This window comes from Comamonas sp. 17RB, assembly GCF_030056555.1.
GTDB classification, from domain to species: domain Bacteria; phylum Pseudomonadota; class Gammaproteobacteria; order Burkholderiales; family Burkholderiaceae_C; genus Comamonas; species Comamonas terrigena.
This window is the reverse complement of sequence record NZ_JASHHY010000004.1, coordinates 347,287-363,979: the sequence shown is the minus strand read 5'-3', so window position 1 is coordinate 363,979 and position 16,693 is coordinate 347,287. Positions and strand designations below refer to the sequence as shown.

15 protein-coding genes are annotated in these 16,693 nt (G+C 65.8%); 5 read left to right on the top strand and 10 right to left on the bottom strand.

What is annotated here, in order from left to right; all coding sequences use genetic code 11:
- The first annotated feature begins 66 nt into the window (after positions 1–66).
- Positions 67–1,467 (top strand): sulfite reductase subunit alpha, encoded by a 1,401-nt coding sequence (locus tag QM470_RS09955; protein WP_283339145.1) that lies wholly within the window; start codon positions 67–69, stop codon positions 1,465–1,467.
- 33 nt (positions 1,468–1,500) lie between these two features.
- Here the strand turns inward: QM470_RS09955 and QM470_RS09950 are convergent, their stop codons facing one another.
- The 4 genes from QM470_RS09950 to QM470_RS09935 all read right to left on the bottom strand — a co-directional run bounded on the left by QM470_RS09950 (position 1,501) and on the right by QM470_RS09935 (position 6,416).
- Positions 1,501–2,664 carry an alpha-hydroxy acid oxidase gene (locus tag QM470_RS09950; RefSeq protein WP_283339144.1) on the bottom strand — a complete coding sequence of 388 codons (1,164 nt, stop codon included), beginning with the start codon at positions 2,662–2,664 and terminating at the stop codon, positions 1,501–1,503.
- Positions 2,661–3,341: a Fe2+-dependent dioxygenase gene (locus tag QM470_RS09945; protein ID WP_280025105.1), complete on the bottom strand. Its 681-nt coding sequence runs from the start codon at positions 3,339–3,341 to the stop codon at positions 2,661–2,663. The genes QM470_RS09950 and QM470_RS09945 overlap by 4 nt, the downstream gene beginning before the upstream one ends.
- Positions 3,342–3,475: 134 nt before the next feature.
- Positions 3,476–5,737: a TonB-dependent receptor gene (locus tag QM470_RS09940; RefSeq protein WP_283339143.1), complete on the bottom strand. Its 2,262-nt coding sequence runs from the start codon at positions 5,735–5,737 to the stop codon at positions 3,476–3,478.
- A gap of 379 nt (positions 5,738–6,116) precedes the next feature.
- A complete protein-coding gene (locus QM470_RS09935; protein WP_066534759.1) occupies positions 6,117–6,416 on the bottom strand; it encodes an SWIB/MDM2 domain-containing protein in 300 nt (99 codons plus the stop codon).
- 536 nt (positions 6,417–6,952) lie between these two features.
- On the opposite strand from QM470_RS09935, the gene rraA reads away from it, so the two are divergent.
- Positions 6,953–7,477, top strand: a complete 525-nt coding sequence (gene rraA, locus QM470_RS09930; RefSeq protein WP_066534756.1) for a ribonuclease E activity regulator RraA — start codon at positions 6,953–6,955, stop codon at positions 7,475–7,477.
- A 114-nt stretch (positions 7,478–7,591) separates the two neighbouring features.
- Here rraA and QM470_RS09925 read toward each other — a convergent pair whose 3' ends face one another.
- Both QM470_RS09925 and QM470_RS09920 read right to left on the bottom strand, forming a co-directional pair.
- Entirely contained in the window at positions 7,592–9,166 is a 1,575-nt protein-coding gene (locus QM470_RS09925; protein WP_283339142.1) for an ATP-binding protein, read from the bottom strand.
- A gap of 9 nt (positions 9,167–9,175) precedes the next feature.
- Complete coding sequence (locus QM470_RS09920) at positions 9,176–9,853, bottom strand: response regulator (protein ID WP_283339141.1); 678 nt, start codon at positions 9,851–9,853, stop codon at positions 9,176–9,178.
- A 254-nt stretch (positions 9,854–10,107) separates the two neighbouring features.
- Here QM470_RS09920 and QM470_RS09915 point away from each other — a divergent pair, with 254 nt between their 5' ends.
- The gene (locus tag QM470_RS09915; protein WP_066534748.1) at positions 10,108–10,404 is read left to right on the top strand and encodes a YkvA family protein; all 297 of its coding nucleotides are present in this window, start codon (positions 10,108–10,110) and stop codon (positions 10,402–10,404) included.
- 52 nt (positions 10,405–10,456) lie between these two features.
- Here the strand turns inward: QM470_RS09915 and QM470_RS09910 are convergent, their stop codons facing one another.
- The gene (locus tag QM470_RS09910) at positions 10,457–11,302 is read right to left on the bottom strand and encodes a type 1 glutamine amidotransferase (protein ID WP_283339140.1); all 846 of its coding nucleotides are present in this window, start codon (positions 11,300–11,302) and stop codon (positions 10,457–10,459) included.
- Between the two features lie 276 nt (positions 11,303–11,578).
- On the opposite strand from QM470_RS09910, the gene QM470_RS09905 reads away from it, so the two are divergent.
- Together QM470_RS09905 and QM470_RS09900 are read left to right on the top strand one after the other, a co-directional pair.
- Positions 11,579–13,270 carry a VRR-NUC domain-containing protein gene (locus tag QM470_RS09905; protein WP_283339139.1) on the top strand — a complete coding sequence of 564 codons (1,692 nt, stop codon included), beginning with the start codon at positions 11,579–11,581 and terminating at the stop codon, positions 13,268–13,270.
- Complete coding sequence (locus QM470_RS09900) at positions 13,267–15,831, top strand: ATP-dependent DNA helicase (RefSeq protein ID WP_283339138.1); 2,565 nt, start codon at positions 13,267–13,269, stop codon at positions 15,829–15,831. Before QM470_RS09905 ends, QM470_RS09900 begins: the two co-directional genes overlap by 4 nt.
- Before the next feature lie 110 nt (positions 15,832–15,941).
- Here the strand turns inward: QM470_RS09900 and QM470_RS09895 are convergent, their stop codons facing one another.
- From QM470_RS09895 to QM470_RS09885, 3 genes are all read right to left on the bottom strand, one after another.
- On the bottom strand, positions 15,942–16,136 hold the full coding sequence (locus QM470_RS09895) for a hypothetical protein (RefSeq protein ID WP_192333194.1): 195 nt from the start codon (positions 16,134–16,136) through the stop codon (positions 15,942–15,944).
- A 3-nt stretch (positions 16,137–16,139) separates the two neighbouring features.
- Complete coding sequence (locus QM470_RS09890; RefSeq protein WP_283339137.1) at positions 16,140–16,334, bottom strand: hypothetical protein; 195 nt, start codon at positions 16,332–16,334, stop codon at positions 16,140–16,142.
- 167 nt (positions 16,335–16,501) lie between these two features.
- Complete coding sequence (locus tag QM470_RS09885; RefSeq protein WP_083520356.1) at positions 16,502–16,687, bottom strand: hypothetical protein; 186 nt, start codon at positions 16,685–16,687, stop codon at positions 16,502–16,504.
- Positions 16,688–16,693: the final 6 nt, after the last annotated feature.

Below are 16,693 nucleotides of genomic sequence, written 5' to 3'. Positions count from 1 at the left end.
ACCCGGTAACTAATGGATGGGGTTCTCTGCGGCAGGCGTACACACAGCTATGGTTTTGAGATCAGCATGATGGATTGGATTGTGACCCCGGCACGTCTGGGTGGCGCGCTGGCGCTGGTGCTGGGCTATGCGGGCCTGTGCTCGGGCGTGGCCTGGCGGCTGCGACAACAGCGCCATGCGTTGCAGCGTGAGCGCCGCAGCCTGCAGCAAGGGGTCGACGCAGATGGTGCGGCCATGCTGGTGGTCTACGCCAGCCAGACCGGTCAGGCCGAGGCCCTGGCCCACGATACCGCACGCACCCTGCACGCTGGCGGCTGCCCGGTGCAGCTGGTGCCCGTGCAGGAGCTGACGCTGGCGCAGCTGCAATCCAGCCGCCACAGTCTGTGGCTGCTGTCCACCACGGGCGAGGGCGATGCGCCCGACCAGGCGCTGCCTTTTGTGCAGCAGTTGCTGCCCCAGTCTGCGGCGCTGCAGGGTCACGATGCCCGCATTCTGGCGCTGGGTGACCGTGAATATGAGCAGTTCTGTGCCTTTGGCCTGCGGGTGCAGGCCTGGCTGCAGAGCCAGGGCGCACAGACCCAGGTGGTGTGCATGGACAGCGGCCAGGCGCAAGCCCAGGCCCGTGCGCTGGCGGACTGGCAGGACGGCGTGGCTGGGCTGCTGCACGCTGTCACGGGCCAGGCTGCGGCCGGTTGGCAGTCGGCAGACAGCAGCCAGCAGTGGGTGTTGCGCAGTCGCACGCATTTGAACCCCGGCAGCCAGGGCGGGGCGGTGTACCTGCTGGAATGGGAGCCCGAGAACGGCCAGCTGCCGCAGTGGGAGTCGGGCGATCTGGTGTCGCTGTGTCCCCCGGGCGAACCGGATACGCCGCGTGACTACACCATTGCGTCGGTGCCGGCAGACGGCTGCCTGCAACTGCTGGTGCGCCAGAGCGTGCGGGACGATGGCGAGTTCGGCGTGGCATCGCGCTGGCTGTGCGAGGAGATGGCGCCTGGCGCCACGCTGACGCTGCGCATCCGTGCGCACAGCGGCTTCCGGCTGGAGGGCAATATGGACCGCCCGGTGGTGCTGATTGGCAACGGCACCGGCCTGGCCGGGCTGTACAGCCACATCAAGGCGCGGGTGCAGCAGCAGCAGTTTGACCACTGGCTGCTGTTTGGCGAGCGCAGCCCCGAACACGACAAGCTGCTGGATGCGCAGCTGCAGCAATGGGTGGCGCAGGGGCAGCTGGCCCGGCTGGACCGTGCCTGGTCGCGCGATGTCGCGCAGCCCGGCTATGTGCAGCAGCTGCTGGCCCAGCAGGCCGACCGCCTGCGCCACTGGGTGGAGCGCGGTGCCGCCATCTATGTGTGCGGCAGCCTGCAAGGCATGGCCAAGGGGGTGGACGATATGCTGCGCGAGCTGCTGGGCAGCGAACAGCTGCAGGCCCTGGCCGCCAGCGGCCGCTACCGGCGGGACGTGTACTGACGGGGCAGGCCTATGCCTGCACCCTGGTTCGGTTCAACGCGGCTGCCACAACAGGTCGGCGCCGATCTGCTGCAGCTGGGCACATCCGGTCTGGGCCATGGCCAGTTCCAGTTCGGAGCGCAGCAGGTACAGCATGTGCGCCGTTCCCAGCGTACCGGCCACGGCCAGGCTGTGCAGTTGCGGACGGCCGATCAGCACGGCATTGGCGCCCAGTGCCAGGGCCTTGAGCACGTCGGTGCCCTGGCGGATGCCGCTGTCCAGCAGCAGTGGCAATTGCGGGCCGACGGCCTGGCGCACATCGGCCAGCACATCGATCGGGGAGACCGCCGCATCCATTACGCGTCCACCGTGGTTAGACACCACGATGGCATCGGCCCCCAGTGCCGCCGCCTGGCGTGCTGCGCGTGGCGACAGAATGCCTTTGACAATCAGCGGCAGACGGGTGTGTGCGCGCAGCCATTCCAGATCGCTCCAGCGGGGTGCGCCGGTGGCCAGCGGTGTGCCAAACAGGATGCGATCGTCCATCAGGTCGCCAGTCTGCTGTGGCTGTGGCATGCCACGCAGATTGACGGCTTCCACGCCGGGGGGCAAGGGGTAGCCTGAGCGCTTGATGTTGGCGTCCACCGTCCATACCAGGGCCTGGTAGCCGGCCGCTTCTGCGCGGCGTACCAGGGACAGGGTGTGCTGGCGGTCAGGCTGGCTGTAGAGCTGGAACCACAGCGGGGCCGTGCGGCCCAGCTCCTGGGAGGCGGCGGCCGCTGCCTGGGCGATTTCTTCCAGGGTGTAGCTCGACAGGGTGCTGACCACCATGCCGGTGCGCATGGCCATGGCCGCGCGCACGCTGGCAATTTCGCCTTCCGGGTGGGCCAGCCGGTGGTAGGCCACCGGTGCCAGCAGCACTGGCCAGTCGAAAGCCTGGCCCAGCAGCTGCAGGCCGGTGTGGGCCTGGGACAGGTCCGGCAGCGGCTCGGGCAGCAGGCGGATGCCATCCAGTGCCTGGCGGTTGTGCGCCAGCGCATGGGCCTGGTCGCAGCCACTTTCGATGTGCGCCCAGGCATGGGCTTCGATGTGGTGGCGAGCCTGGCGCGCGTAGTCGGCCAGGGCCCCGATACCGGAGGGGATGCGCGACAGTGCCGGCTGTACGGCCTGGCCCAGCGCATTGAGCGCAGGCGACAGTGCGGAGGGGGTGCCTGTCATGCTTCAGACCACATGCGCAGCAGGTTGTGGTAAGTGCCGGACAACGTGGACAGGCGCGGGTGTGCAGGCAGTTCGCTGCTGAGCTGCTGGATGGCCTGGTCCAGGTCGAACAGCAGGCGGCGTTGTTCTGCAGATTTGATCAGGCTTTGGGTCCAGAAGAACGAGGCATAGCGCGTGCCGCGCGTGACCGGGTTCACGCGGTGCAGGCTGGTGCCGGGGTAGACGATGGCGTCACCCGCTGCGAGCTTGACGGTCTGCTGGCCAAAGGTGTCTTCCACCACCAGCTCGCCGCCTTCATATTCTTCCGGCTCGCTGAAGAACACGGTGGTCGACACATCGGTGCGCACCTTGATGGCCGTACCGGGGATGGTGAACAGGGCGTTGTCGATGTGGTTGCCGTAGGTGCCGCCGCCTTCGTAGCGGTTGAAGCGCGGCGGCAGCACCTTGCTGGGCAGGGCGGCGGACAGGTACAGCGGATGGTGGCCCAGGCGGTCCAGGATCAGGCTGCCCAGGGTCTTGCCCGTGGCACTGTCCAGCGGCAGTTGCAGATTGTTCTTGACCTGGGCGGCCAGGAAGCCGGCCGTGGTGCGGCCATCCTGCCAATCGGCTTGTTCAAGCGCTTGGCGGCATTGGCGCACATCTTCGGCGGACAGCAGGGCGGGGATACGCAGCAGCATGGCAGGATGATTCTTTCAAGACAGTACAGGGTACAGGCCGTAAGTGTGAATGCAAAAAGCCCCGTGGGCACGGCGGTCCACGGGGCTGTGACGCTGGCCTGCGCTACATCAAGTGCGCAGACGGGTCAGGGGGCTCAGTACGTGAACTTGAGCGAAGCCACGGCAGAACGGCCTGCCGCAATGTTGGCGTAGTGGGGCGAGCGCACGCCGCTGTAGTAGACCTTGTCACCCAGGTTGTACAGGTTCAGCTGGAAGGCCAGGTTGCGGTTGATCTGGTAGCCCAGCATGGCGTCATAGCGCGAGTAGCCGCTGACGCCCTTGGTGACGATGCCGCCACCAGGAGCGGTCGACAGGGCATAGCTGGCGTTGACACTGCTTTGAGCATACACACCCAGACCCAGGGTCAGCTTGTCCGTGGGCTTGTAGCTGGTCCACAGACTGAAGCTGTGCTTGGGCGTGTTGGGGAAGGCCTGGCCGTTGGCGGCATTACCGGTACCCATGTCCTTTTGCTCGCTATCCATATAGGTATAGCCGCCGAAGACGCTCAGGTTGCGCAGGATCTGGCCGGTGAAGCCCAGTTCGATGCCGTTCACGACCTTGCTGCCAGCCATGTAGTCCACGCCGCCTTCGGTGATGCGTGCGTTGGTCACTTCGTTGCGGAAGATGGCGGCTGTCAGGCCCAGCTTCTTGTCCAGCAGATCCCACTTGGTGCCCAGTTCCATGGAGCGGGTCTTTTCGGGCTTCATGTCGGCTGCGGTGGCCGTCGTCATGACCATGTCTTCGCTGCCGTTGCCCAAGGCGTTGCCCACAGGGCGGGTGGAAGTGCCGATGTTGGCGTAGATGCTGCCATTGGGTGCCGGCTTGTAGACCAGGCCCAACTGGTAGTTGAACAGGGTGTCGGAACGCGAGATGTCGTAGGCCGGGTAGGTGTTCGGCGCACGGCCACCGGCAGGGCCCGAAGACGAAGTCTTGTAGTGGTCGGCACGCAGACCCAGGTTCAGCAGCCATTGCTCATTGAACTTCAGCGTGTCGAAGCCATACAGGGCGATGGTGTCGACCTGGTTGGTGGTGGCTTGTGCTGGCAGGCTCCAGGCGAACGTCCAGGGGGCATTGGCGCCGCTGGGGTTGCTCAAGGTGGTGCACCATGGTGCGACCGCCGAGGTGCAGGTGCCGCCGCTTTGGATGGCGGTAGAACGGACTTCGGCTTTTTCCTTGGACAGTTCCAGGCCCAGTGCAAAGCTGTGGCCCACGGAGCCCGTCTGGGCCTTGCCCGTCAGCTCGGTCACGTTCTGCAGGGTGGTGGTTTCCGAAACGCGTGCGTTGCCACGGCGCCAGACGTAGCCGTTGATGGCATTGCCTTTGCTGTCGTCAGGCTGGGTCCAGACATAGTCCTGGTCGGTCTTGCTGTAGCGCAGGCTGTTGCGGATCTTGTTGGTGTCGGTGAACTTGTGTTCCACGGTGGCCGTGAACAGATCGCTCGTTTCCTTTTCGTAGTCACGGTTGGTCAGGCCGTACCAGTTGGCGCGGTCGTTGCCATAGGTGGGACGCACCACGCTGCCGCCAGGCAGTTTGGCCATGGCCGTGTTGCTGTACAGGTAAGGCACGCCACCGTCGGGAATATTGTCCGTCTTGAGGTGTTGCCAGGACAGCGTGACTTCGGTGGGGGTGCCCATGCCGAAGGTCACGGTAGGTGCGATACCCCAGCGCTTGTTGGTCGGACCATCACGGCCGGGAATGTCTGCGTCATGCGCCATGGCATTCAGGCGGAAACCGGTGGTTTCGCCCAGCTTGCGATTCAGGTCCAGCGTGGCGCGCTTGTAGTTGTCGGTGCCCAGGCCCACATCGCCAGCGACGAAGTTGTCGTTCTTGGCTTTTTTGGTGGTCAGGTTGATCGAGCCACCTGCACCGCCACGACCGGCGTAGGCCGAGTCAGCGCCCTTGATGACTTCCACCGATTCCAGGTTGAACACTTCGCGGGTGCCGGCGGCGATGTCGCGCATGCCGTCCACGAAAGTGCTGGCCTGGGAGTCCATGCCGCGGATGAAAGGTTGGTCGCCGGAAGGGTTGCCGCCTTCGCCATTGCCGAAGGTGATGCCGGGGGTGGACTTCAGCGCGTCTTTCAGGCTGGTGGCACCGGTTTGCTTGATGATTTCTTCACCGATCACCTGCACGGTCTTGGGGGTGTCCACCAAGGGAGCCGTGAACTTGCCCTGGGGCGAAGTCTGGGGGTTGAAGGGAGAATCGGCTGTGGCATTCACCTGGACCGAAGGCAGGGTGACTTCTTGTTGGGCCAGGGCGTTGCCGCCCATCAGGCACAGGCCAGCAGCGACCACGATCTGCGTGAGTTCGCAGTGCAGTGCGTTGATGTCTGTAGGTGTGTTTTTGAGTGTAGACATGTGAGCAAAGGTAGAGGGAATCCGGTCTCGGTCGATCTCGAGAGACGCCGGATTTTAGACACTACTGATAATTGTTCTCACTGCTATTCAGGGAGTATGGAATGTAAAGCTGGGATTTGTTGCCACTCTGCAACAAATGGCGGGGTGGCGACCTGCGATCCGTTTGATGTTGGTGCTTGCTCTCTTTTGGGGTGAAGCGGTATGGCGGTGCGTGGAGCAGCGGATGAGTACGCTGGATGACACTTCATGGCAGGCAGAGATGAATGCATCGCCAGATCGCAGTGCATAGGGCTGGCGGGCACGTTGCGCAAACGGAGTTGTGCCGCAGACGCAAAAAAGCCGGCTCGAGGCCGGCTTTTTGAATCCTGTGAAGGATGCTTTACTTGACGTGCTTGCCGATCAGGCCAGCCATCTCGAACATCGAGACTTGGGGCTTGCCGAAGACTTCCTTGAGCTTGGCGTCGGCGTTGATCATGCGCTTGTTGGCAGCGTCTTGCAGGTTGTTGGCCTTGATGTAGACCCACAGCTTGCTGATGATTTCGGTGCGTGGCAGGGGAGTGGAACCGACCACGGCAGCCAGAGCGGCGCTGGGGGTCAGGGGTTTCATGAAGGCTGCGTTAGGGGTGCGCTTTTTTGCAGGTGCTGCCGGTGCAGCGGTTGCCTTCTTTGCAGTTGCCATGGTTGCTTGTCCTTGTTGAGGAAGTGTGGTTCTCTTCGCCACGCTGCGGTCTTGCAGCAAGGCATCAGCAAATCCTACTGGGAAAATTTGCCCATTCCAAGCTGACTGGCCCCTTTTTTTGCCTCGAATTGTTGTGCAACGTCACTTTTGACGGGTTTCCGGCACTGGCGGCGTGCCTGAATGGGTGTTCGGGACGCCACGGCAACCAGAAAACGGGGGCGCCTGCACGAGCTGGCGGAGGCCATTTCCAGGGGGAATGGCAGCGCTGGCGGCCCAGGCAGAGGTGTCTGACGGACATCTGTGGAAGACTGTGGCCTGTGTTGTCGGGAGCCTGTCAGCGACTGCCGGGATGATGGGAAGACCCTTTCCGGTGGCTTGCACCTGCTGCCTGCGATCTGCCGTCGGCTGTCGGCTGTCGTTTGCTGGCTTGCGTGCGGTCGCATGCTGCCCCTCTGTCAGGGGCCTCGGTGCTAACGCTGGGATCCGCTATCACGGGCGGCCCTGCAGGGTGATGACTATTGTTTTGGAGCTTTTTCATGCGCACTGCCTCTGCCCACGGTCCCCAGGTTGCCACTTGCGATCTGTGCGATGTGTACAAGAATGACGAATCCGGCCAGTTTCGGGTGCTGCCGCCGGTCTTCCCCAGCTTTGGCGGGGTGGAGTCCTTTGCCGGCCCAGCCTTCACGGTGAAGTGCTTTGAAGACAACAGCCTGGTCAAGGCGGCGGTCGATTCCCCGGGTCAGGGCCGGGTGCTGGTGGTGGATGGCGGCGGCTCGGTACGCCGCGCGCTGGTGGGCGGCAATCTGGCCGCCGCCGCCGCCCGCAACGGCTGGGCGGGCGTGGTGGTGTATGGCGCCGTGCGCGATGTGGCTGAGTTGCGTGCCGCCGCCGTGGGTATACGCGCGCTGGCGCTGATGCCGCTGCCCACGGAAAAGCGCAACGAAGGCCAGTCCGGTGTGGCCGTGCAACTGGCCGGGGTGACGGTGCGTCCCGGGGACTGGGTGTATGCCGATGCCGATGGCGTGGTAGTGGCCGACCGGGCGATTCACCCCGGAGCCTGAGCGTTCCGTCGCGGCGGCGTCCTGCGGGGCGCATTGGCGGTTGCTGGCGCCGCCAGCAGGGGCGCCGACGAGGTATCTGGGGGCGCCAGAATGGCAGATATTGCCCCCGGCGCCTCAGACTGCGCGGTGTGCCACCCGCTGCAGCGGCAGCGACAAGGTCGCGACCAACCCCGGTGCGCCCGGAGCCAGGTGCAACTGGCCGTCAGCGCTTTCGGCGATGCGCTGCACGATGGTCAGGCCCAGGCCGCTGCCCTGGGTGGCCGATGTCTTGCGCCAGAAGCGCTGCAGGGCCTGGGCGCATTCCTCGGCGCTCAATCCAGGGCCATGGTCCCGCACCTGGATCTGCAAGGTGGCGGTGGCCGTGCTGGCACAGGCCTCCATCCCTGTCGTACCCACCGTTCCGTGGCTTGTTGTGCCATGGGCCGGGTCGGGCCCTTCCTCAACGCCATCGGTATCGCCAGCTGTACCCGTGCCGGCAGGCAGCAGGCTCAGTTGCAGGGTGATGGGTTGCTCGCCCAGGTGGTGGCGCAGGGCGTTGTCCACCAGGTTGGTGACGGCGCAGGTCAGCAGGGCGGGGGCCAGCGGCAGCTCCCAGTCGTGCAACGCGCCGGGTTCCAGGTCGGTCTGCAGCCTGGGCGTGGGGGTGTCGCCCTTGTTGGCGCGTTGCAGCGATTGGCGGCAGGCCAGTTCCAGGGCCTCGGCGATGGCAGTACCCTGTGTGCTGGGGGCCGTGCCGGTGCTGGCGCTTTCCACGCGGGCCAGTTGCAGCAGCTGTTCCAGTGTGGCGTGCATGTGGTCAATGCCTTCGCTTGCCTGCTTCAGGGCCTGGCTGGCGGGGTTGCCGATGGCGCTCGGGGTGGCAGGGCCGGGGCCAGTGTGGCGTTCCAGCACCAGCTGGGCCACCTGCACATGGGTTTTGATGGCGGTCAGCGGGGTGCGCAGCTCGTGGGCGGCGTCGGCCGTCCAGCGGCGCTCGTGCTCGATGGCGCGGTTCATGCGGCCCAGCAATTGGTTCAGGCTGCCCACTAGCGGGGCCAGCTCGGCCGTGTCCTGGCCGGTCTGCACGGGCGAAGGGTCCTGGGGTGGGCGGTGCTGCAGTTCTTCCCCCAGGCGGCGCAGCGGCTCCAGACCCAGGGTGCAGATCCACCAGGTCAGCAGCACCACGCCGGCCAGGGCCAGCACAAAGGGCACCACCAGAGTATAGACAAAGGATTGCACCAGCTGTTCGCGCACGTCCAGCCGGTCGGCGGTGGCAATGCGGATGCCGTTTTCCTCCAGCACATAGGTGCGCCAGGATTTGCCGCCTTTTTCAATGCGGCCAAAGCCGGAGCGGGTGAGCGGGGTGAAGTCGGGACTGTTGCTGGTCTTGGCCAGCGGCAGGATGTCCACCTCGCTGCGCACCAGGCTGACCTCGCAGGCCACGCCGTCGCGGGCAATCACCGACAGCAGCGCGTTGTTGGCCGGGGTGATGGCATCCACCTGCGCCGGCTGGAACTGGTGGACGATGCCGGCCACCATGCGGGCGCTGGCGATCAGCCGGTCGTCCAGCATGGTGCGCAGCTCACGCTGCATGGTGGGAAACATCCAGGCCGCCACGCTGCCCCACAGCACGCACAGCGTTAGGCTCAGCCCCAGCACCAGGCGCAGGCGCAGGCTGGTGGGGGCCGGGGAGCGGCGCAACAGTTTCATGCCGGATCCTCAGAGACCGGGCTGGCAGTAGCGCGCGCCCAGCCGAAAGCCGATGCCGCGCACTGTGTCGATGATGTCGCTGCCCAGTTTCTTGCGCAGATGGTGCACATGCACATTCACCGTGTTGCTGCCCACATCCAGGTCAAAGCCGTACAGGCTGTCGTGCAGCTGGGCCAGGTTCAACACCCGGCCCCGGGATTGCAGCAGCGCCGCCAGCAGCGCCCATTCGCGGCGGGACAGCTCCACCAGTTGACCGTTGCGCCAGACCTCTCCGGTGCCGGTGTTGACCTGGCAGTCGCCCAGCGCCATCAGATCGGTGGCACGGCCGCCGGCGCGGCGCAGCAGGGCGTGCAGGCGCAGCACCAGCTCCTGCAGGTCGAAGGGCTTGGTCAGGTAGTCGTCGGTGCCGGTCTGAAAGCCGGCCACCTTGTCTTCGATGGTGCCGCGCGCCGTCAGTATCAGCACCGGCAGCTGCAGGCCGGCGGCGCGCCAGCTGCGCAGCAGGGCCAGGCCGTCACCGTCGGGCAGGCCCAGGTCCAGCACACAGGCGTCGAAATGGCCGGCGGTCAGATGGCGGTCGGCCAGGGCCAGACTGGGGGCAATGTCGCAGGCAAAGCCGTGCAGCTCCAGCCCGGCCTTGATGCCGCTGGCCACCAGGCTGTTGTCTTCCACGATCAGTATGTGCATGCCGCTGCCTCTGCGCGCCCGCGCGCGAAAAAATCACTGATTCTAGAAATGCAGGGTTATCGCAGTATTAAAGGCAGGATGCCGAGGCGAATCAAAGGGGGCGAGCGGCCGGCACGGTGGCGCCCTTGCTGCTACACCCAGCAGCAATTGCAGACGGCGGCAGCCCTTGTCATCTTCCAAACTGTCCGCATGTGAGGGACGGGTTGCGTGGCATGGTGCTGCGGGACCGTCTGCCGTCGAGAGAAAGGTCTGCCATGTGGAAGCTGGGTCGTCTGCTGTCGGTGTTTCGCAAGGAGCTGCGGCTCGCCTGGGCGGTGCTGCGGGATCCGCGTGCGCCCAAGGCGGCCAAGCTGGCCACGGTGCTGGCAGCGTTGTACGTGGTCAGCCCGGTGGATTTTGTGTCGGACTTCATCCCCGTGCTTGGTTGGCTGGATGACGGTGTGATCGCCTATCTGCTGCTGCAACTGGCTTTCAAGTTTCTGCCGCCCGAGCTGCTGGCCACGCTGCGGGCCCGGGTGGGGCAGCGCAGCCCCGGCAAGGCCACGCCCTGAGGCCAGGCGGCGCGTGCCTGCGCCCCCGGTGTTCCAGACGTTGTCGACGTGATCAGCCCACGGCGCGCGCCAGGATGGCTTTGGTCTGCCGCGCCAGTGGTGCCTGGTACTGCAGTGTCAGATCGGGGCCGGGTTGGTTCCGTCCGGGCAGGGGGGCCGTGGCCGGCGCACCCGGCAGAGCCCCCAGTTGAAACAGCGCAGGCCGGTCCAGCTGCTCTGCCCAGGCACTGTAGGTGCGCCGCGCCGTGGCGTGCAGCAGCGCCAGGTGCTGGGGGAGCTGGGCCAGAATCTGCGGTGCCCGCTGCACGGCGGGGCCGGGGGCGTGGCGCAGTTCGTCCTGGCCTTCGCTGCACCAGGCGCGCACGCTGTCCTCCGTGACTTCCAGGTGGCCCTGAAACGCCCAGTGGCGGCCGTGCACAAAGCCCTTGTTCAGGCAGAACGCGCCGTACATGCTGCGCGAGGCGCCCTGGGGCAGCTCGAAGGTGTCGTAATGCCAGTTGAACAGCGTGATCCGGGGCGGCAGCTGCATCAGGTCCTGCGCCTGGCGCGTGACCCATACGTTGCTCCAGCCGATGTTGGGGCAGGGGTTGCGCCACACCCGCGCACCCATGGCGCGGGCCAGCATCTGTGCGCCAAAGCAGTGGCCCAGCACGGGCACATCGTGCGCCAGCGCGTTCTGCAGCAGGCAGCGCTCCTGTTCGATCCAGCGCAGCTGCTCGTTGGCACAGTGGTTGCTGCCCAGCACCACCACCCCGCGGTAATCCTGCGCCCGCACCGGCGCACGGCCTTCCTGGCAGGGGCTGATCAGTTCACAGGCAATGCCTTGCTGCTGCAAATGTTCCCAAAGCACCCCGGGGCCTTGCGCGGCTTCGTGCTGGAGGATGGCGACAGGTTTCATACATCAAAGGGCTGGATGCTCCAGCCTGTGGTGGCGATGGCTGAAATCTAGGCACTCGGGCATCAAGCCCGTGTGGGGATTGCGCAGTCGGCCATCAAGATGGCGTCAAGTTGGCGCGGCCAGGCACAGGGGCAGCAGGCCTTGCGCCACGCCCGTCTTGCCCATGGCCCTGGCGGCACGGTAGGCATTGGCCGGGCAGAGTGGAGGAGTCTGTATAAAAATACAGGTCTCAACCCGTTTCCGCCACTTTCTGCCATTTCCTTCCATCTCCCGCCCGTGACTGCGCCGCAGCCTGCTGCCTTCCCGCCCCATCGCCTGTATTACCTGCACAACTTTCAGCGTGCGCTGAACTGGTTGGGGCAGCGCTATGGCGACCTGCTGGGTGAAGAGGAGGCCGGCTTTCTGGCCGGGTTTGCCCTGCTGCCGGAGCCCGCGCAGGCCCTGCTGGTGCGCATGGTGATGCGTAAGGGGCCGTGGTTTCGGGCCAGCAAGCTGGTGTATGCGGAAATCGGCGACAGTGCCCAGGCGGCCATGCCGCTGCTGCAGATGGGCTGGCTCAGCACGTCTGCGCCCATGGCGCTGGGTGAACTGTTTGGTCTGCACACCAAGTCCGAGCTGCTGGACATCCTGCAAGGCGCCGGGTTGGCGGCCACGCTGCGCAAGGCCGATATGCTGGCCGCGCTGGACGGGCAGACTGACCCGCAGCCCTATGCCGCCTGGCATCCCCAGGCCACGGAACCTGTCTGGCGCGTGATGGTGGGTGAGGTGTGCGAGCGGCTGCGGCTGATGTTCTTTGGCAACCTCCACCAGGACTGGTCGGAGTTTGTGCTGGCCGATCTGGGCATCTTCCGCTATGAAGCCGTGGCGCTGGATGCTGCGTCGCGCGCTTTTCAGAGCCGTGCCGATGTGGACTTCTACCTGGCCATTTCCACCAGCCGCCAGGCACTGGATGCCGGGGGCGATGCCGGGGCGCTGCTGCATTCGCTTGGGCCGCTTGAAAGCCCCCACCGCTGGTTGAACCAGCGCCGCGCCAAGCTGCTGCTGCGTCTGGGCCAGGCATGCGAGCGGGCGCAGGACTGGGAAAACGCTGCCCGGGCCTACACCGCCAGTGCCTACCCCGGCGCCCGCCACCGGCATATCCGCGTGCTGGAACGCATGCAGTGCTTCGGGCAGGCCCTGGACCTGGCGGCACAGGCCCAGGCAGAGCCTGAAAGTGAAGAGGAATCCCAGCGCGTGGCCCGCATGCTGCCGCGCTTGCGCCGCAACGCGGGCCTGGGCGGCGCACCCCGCCAGGCTGCGTTGGCTCCGGCCGTGGCTGCGCTGTGCAGCGAGGTCGTGCTGGCGCCGCCAGCCCAGCCGGTGGCCGTGGAGTACGCATTGCGCGACCACTGGCACCGTGCCGAGGCACCGGTGTTCTATGTGGAGAACGCGCTCATCAACTCGCTGTTCGGCCTGCTGTGCTGGCCGGCGATTTTTGCACCGCTGCCGGGGGCGTTCTTTCACCCCTTCCAAAGCGGACCGGCCGATCTGGGGGCCCCCGACTTTGTGGCGCGCCGCCTGCCCCTGTTCGATGCCTGTCTGGCCGAGCTGCAGGATGGCCGTTACCGCAGCACCATCCGCAGTCGTTTTGCCGACAAGGCGGGCACGCAGTCGCCCTTTGTCTTTTGGGGCGCGCTGAGCGACGCGCTGCTGGAGTTGGCGCTGGATTGCATTCCCGCCGCCCACCTGCAACGGCTGTTTGACCGCCTGCTGCGGGATGTGAAGGTCAACCGCACCGGCTTTCCCGATCTGGTGCGTTTCTGGCCTGGCCGCGAAGAGGGCGCAGGCCGCTACGAACTGGTGGAAGTCAAGGCGCCGGGCGACAAGCTGCAGGACAACCAGATCCGCTGGCTGGACTATTGCGCGGCCCATGGCATTCCCACGCGCGTCTGCCATGTGCAGTGGCAGGGGACTGGCGAAGGCACATGAGCGACGCCGCTGCCCCGCTGACGGTGGCCGTGCGAGCGCTGTGCGAGTTCACGGCCCGCACGGGTGATCTGGACCTGCGCTTCACACCGGCGCCCAGCGCGCTTGAAGGCATGGAGGGCCATGCGGTGGTGCAGCAACGCCGACAGGCCCAACCAGACAGCAGATATGAAGCCGAGGTCGCGCTCAGTGGCCAGTTTGAAGACCTGCAGGTGCGCGGCCGGGCCGACGGCTTTGATGCGGCGGCGCAGCAACTGGAGGAAATCAAGACCTACCGCGGCTCGCTGGACGCGGTGCGCCCCCACCACCGCGCATTGCACTGGGCCCAGGCCAAGGTCTATGGCCATTTGCTGTGCCAGGCACGCGGACTGGCACGGTTGAACGTGGCGCTGGTGTATGTGCACATGCCGTCCCTGCAGGAAACGGTGCTGGTGCAGGACTGCAGTGCCGACGAGTTGCAGCAGTTTTTTGCCATGCACTGCCGCCGCTATCTGGACTGGGCGCGCAGCGAAGCAGCGCACCGCCAGCAGCGCCATGCGGCGCTGGCGGCAGCGGCCTTTCCCATGGCGGCGTTTCGCACCGGGCAGCGGCAACTGGCGGTGGCGGTCTACCGCACGGCCCGCAGTGCCAGTGCAGGCCGGTGCCTGATGGCCCAGGCCCCCACCGGCATTGGCAAGACGCTGGGCACCATCTTTCCCATGCTCAAGGCCATGGCGGGGCAGGGTGCCACCGCGGCCTCGGCTGCAGAGACCACGCCCCCTGGCTCCGCCGCCCATGGCGCAGCCGGCGCGTCCAGCAATGACACCGGGTTGGACAAGCTGTTTTTCCTGACCGCCAAAGGCACGGGCCATGGCCTGGCATTGCATGCGCTGGAGCACATGCAGACGGCATTGAACCAGGGTCAGCACGAACGCCTGCGGGTGCTGCAAATGCGCGCACGCGATGCCAGTTGCGAGCACCCGGACAAAGCCTGCCACGGGGAGTCCTGTCCGCTGGCGCAGGGCTTTTTTGACCGGCTGCCGGCGGCGCGGGCTGAGGCCGTGGCCCTGTCTGCATCGGCGGAGCCGGTGCTCTGGGATGGTGCCACTGTGCGCCAGGTGGCGCTGCAGCATGGCATCTGCCCCTATTACCTGTCGCAAGAGCTGGCGCGCTGGGCAGATGTGGTGGTGGCCGACTACCACTACTTCTACGACAGCGCCGCCATGCTGTATGCCTTGGCGCAGCAGCAGGGCTGGCGTGTAGGCGTGCTGGTGGACGAGGCCCACAACCTGCTGGAGCGCGCCCGCAGCATGTACACCGCACCGCTGTCGCAGTTTGATCTGGCGGCCGCCCGCCGCTCGACCACTTCAGCCACGGGGGCCGTCAAGAAAGCGCTGGATGCGCTGCAGCGCCAGTGGAATGCGCTGAACAAGGCGCAAGCTGGCCTGCCGCAGCAGGCGCCGGATTCCGACGCCGATGGGGCGCCAAGGTCGCAGAGCCTGCCGCTGTTTGCCCAGGGGGCCCCGCAGGCCGTGTCCGGCCCCCGTGACCACCGCCACACCTCCAGCCACACGGCCTACCAGAGCTATGCCGCCATCCCCCCGGCCTTGCTGGCGGCCGTGCAGCGTGCCATCGGGGCGATTGCCGATGTGCAGGCCGACCAGGCTTTGCCTGCTGGCGACCCGGTGCTGACGCTGTACTGGGCCTTGCTGCATTTTCAAGCCCTGGCTGAACAGTTTGGTCCACATGCGCTGTTCGATGTGCAGCTGGCGCCGCCGCTGCCGGCTCGCGGCGGGCAGCCACGCACACCGGCTTCCACGCTGTGCATACGCAATGTCATCCCCGCACCGCACCTGGCTGCGCGCCATGCTGCGGCCCAGGCCACGGTGCTGTTTTCCGGCACGCTCAGTCCGCCGCAGTTCTACCGTGATCTGCTGGGGCTGCCTGCCGATACCGCCTGGCTGGAGGTGGAGGCGCCGTTTGCCGCCCACCAGCTGCAGGTGCGCATTGCCCGCCACATCTCCACACGCTGGCGTGACCGGGAGGCATCGCTGGCGCCCCTGGCCGACCTGATCGCCCGGCAGTACGCCGATCAACCCGGCAACTACCTGTGCTTTGTCAGCAGCTTCGACTACCTGCAGCGGGTGGTTGCCAGCCTGCAGCGCCTGCACCCGCAACTGCCGTTGTGGCTACAGGAGCGCAGCATGGACGAAGCCGGGCGTGCTGCCTTTCTGAAGCGTTTTGTCGAAGGCGGACAGGGCGTGGGGTTGGCCGTGCTGGGCGGCGCCTTTGCCGAAGGGGTGGACCTGCCCGGCACCCGCCTGATTGGTGCTTTTGTCGCCACGCTGGGGCTGCCCCAGGTCAACCCCGTCAATGAGGCCATGCAGCGCGCCATGGATGCCGCCATGGGTGCCGGGCGGGGCCATGACTACACCTACCTTTATCCCGGCTTGCGCAAGGTGGTGCAAGCCGCTGGCCGCGTGATCCGTACCGAGCAGGACCGGGGCGTGGTGGTGCTGGTGGATGACCGCTTCCAGCGCGCCGAGGTCAGGGCCTTGCTGCCGTCATGGTGGCGGGTGGAGTGAGTCACAGGAACTGCGACCTTGGGCAGGCAGTTCTGGGATAGAGCCGACGCCCTTGCGCCGTTGCAAGGCATATTTGTTGGCGCGGCGGTTCCCCGGCACGATCTAGCTGGCTAATTTTTAGGCGAATCCGGCATCACTGTGCGCTTGGATTCGGGATCCTGGGGAATGTCTGGTTCGGTGTCTGGCGAGAATGGCGGATGGGGCGGATCATCGCCATCCTTCTCCTGCTCGGGGTATGGCTTGCCAACAGGATCCATTTCTTCGTCCTCGGGAAATGAAGGCTTGCGTGTGCTTGGTGTGGCCATACCTCACTCCTGGTTGTGTTTCCCGGACTTCGGTGCATGCACAGAAGGAGAGCTTCCCTTGGGCACAGATTGGGGACCGGTATTGGGCTTGCGGTGTTGCTCGGCGATGATGGTCGGTTCGGCCGCTACACCTTCTCCGGGCGCGCGCTTCGGCGAACGATGCTGGCTGGCATCGGTGCTGCTGGTTTTCGTTGACATATTTGCCTCCTTCCTGAGAGCCGCTCACACCACCCCATACCCTGTTCCGCTTTATCGTACGAAGTGCGTTGCCAGCGGCTTTGTGCCCGTCTCGGCTGCAAACCTGTGGTTCGAGGGGGACGTGTTGGCCACTCTGAGAAGCCGGCCCGGCCGGCTGCCGGGAAAAATTAGCGCTGAGGCTGGTTTGGCTGGTCCTGCCCAGGTTGCTGGCGATTCGGGTTTTGCTGCTGCTGTTGGTCAGAAGGCTTTTGTCCAGGCTGTTGCTGACCAGGCTGCTGTTGGTTGGGGTTCTGCTGTTGATGTTGGCCCGGTTGCTGTTGATTGGCGTTTTGCTGATGGGGTTGCTGCGACATGTCTTG

What these genes read in the sequence shown, in the direction of transcription:
- QM470_RS09955 (WP_283339145.1), top strand. Translation starts at nt 67, where the DNA reads ATGATGGATTGGATTGTGACCCCGGCACGTCTGGGTGGCGCGCTGGCG.
- QM470_RS09950 (WP_283339144.1), bottom strand. Translation starts at nt 2,664, where the DNA reads ATGACAGGCACCCCCTCCGCACTGTCGCCTGCGCTCAATGCGCTGGGC.
- QM470_RS09945 (WP_280025105.1), bottom strand. Translation starts at nt 3,341, where the DNA reads ATGCTGCTGCGTATCCCCGCCCTGCTGTCCGCCGAAGATGTGCGCCAA.
- QM470_RS09940 (WP_283339143.1), bottom strand. Translation starts at nt 5,737, where the DNA reads ATGTCTACACTCAAAAACACACCTACAGACATCAACGCACTGCACTGC.
- QM470_RS09935 (WP_066534759.1), bottom strand. Translation starts at nt 6,416, where the DNA reads ATGGCAACTGCAAAGAAGGCAACCGCTGCACCGGCAGCACCTGCAAAA.
- rraA (WP_066534756.1), top strand. Translation starts at nt 6,953, where the DNA reads ATGCGCACTGCCTCTGCCCACGGTCCCCAGGTTGCCACTTGCGATCTG.
- QM470_RS09925 (WP_283339142.1), bottom strand. Translation starts at nt 9,166, where the DNA reads ATGAAACTGTTGCGCCGCTCCCCGGCCCCCACCAGCCTGCGCCTGCGC.
- QM470_RS09920 (WP_283339141.1), bottom strand. Translation starts at nt 9,853, where the DNA reads ATGCACATACTGATCGTGGAAGACAACAGCCTGGTGGCCAGCGGCATC.
- QM470_RS09915 (WP_066534748.1), top strand. Translation starts at nt 10,108, where the DNA reads ATGTGGAAGCTGGGTCGTCTGCTGTCGGTGTTTCGCAAGGAGCTGCGG.
- QM470_RS09910 (WP_283339140.1), bottom strand. Translation starts at nt 11,302, where the DNA reads ATGAAACCTGTCGCCATCCTCCAGCACGAAGCCGCGCAAGGCCCCGGG.
- QM470_RS09900 (WP_283339138.1), top strand. Translation starts at nt 13,267, where the DNA reads ATGAGCGACGCCGCTGCCCCGCTGACGGTGGCCGTGCGAGCGCTGTGC.
- QM470_RS09895 (WP_192333194.1), bottom strand. Translation starts at nt 16,136, where the DNA reads ATGGCCACACCAAGCACACGCAAGCCTTCATTTCCCGAGGACGAAGAA.
- QM470_RS09890 (WP_283339137.1), bottom strand. Translation starts at nt 16,334, where the DNA reads ATGTCAACGAAAACCAGCAGCACCGATGCCAGCCAGCATCGTTCGCCG.
- QM470_RS09885 (WP_083520356.1), bottom strand. Translation starts at nt 16,687, where the DNA reads ATGTCGCAGCAACCCCATCAGCAAAACGCCAATCAACAGCAACCGGGC.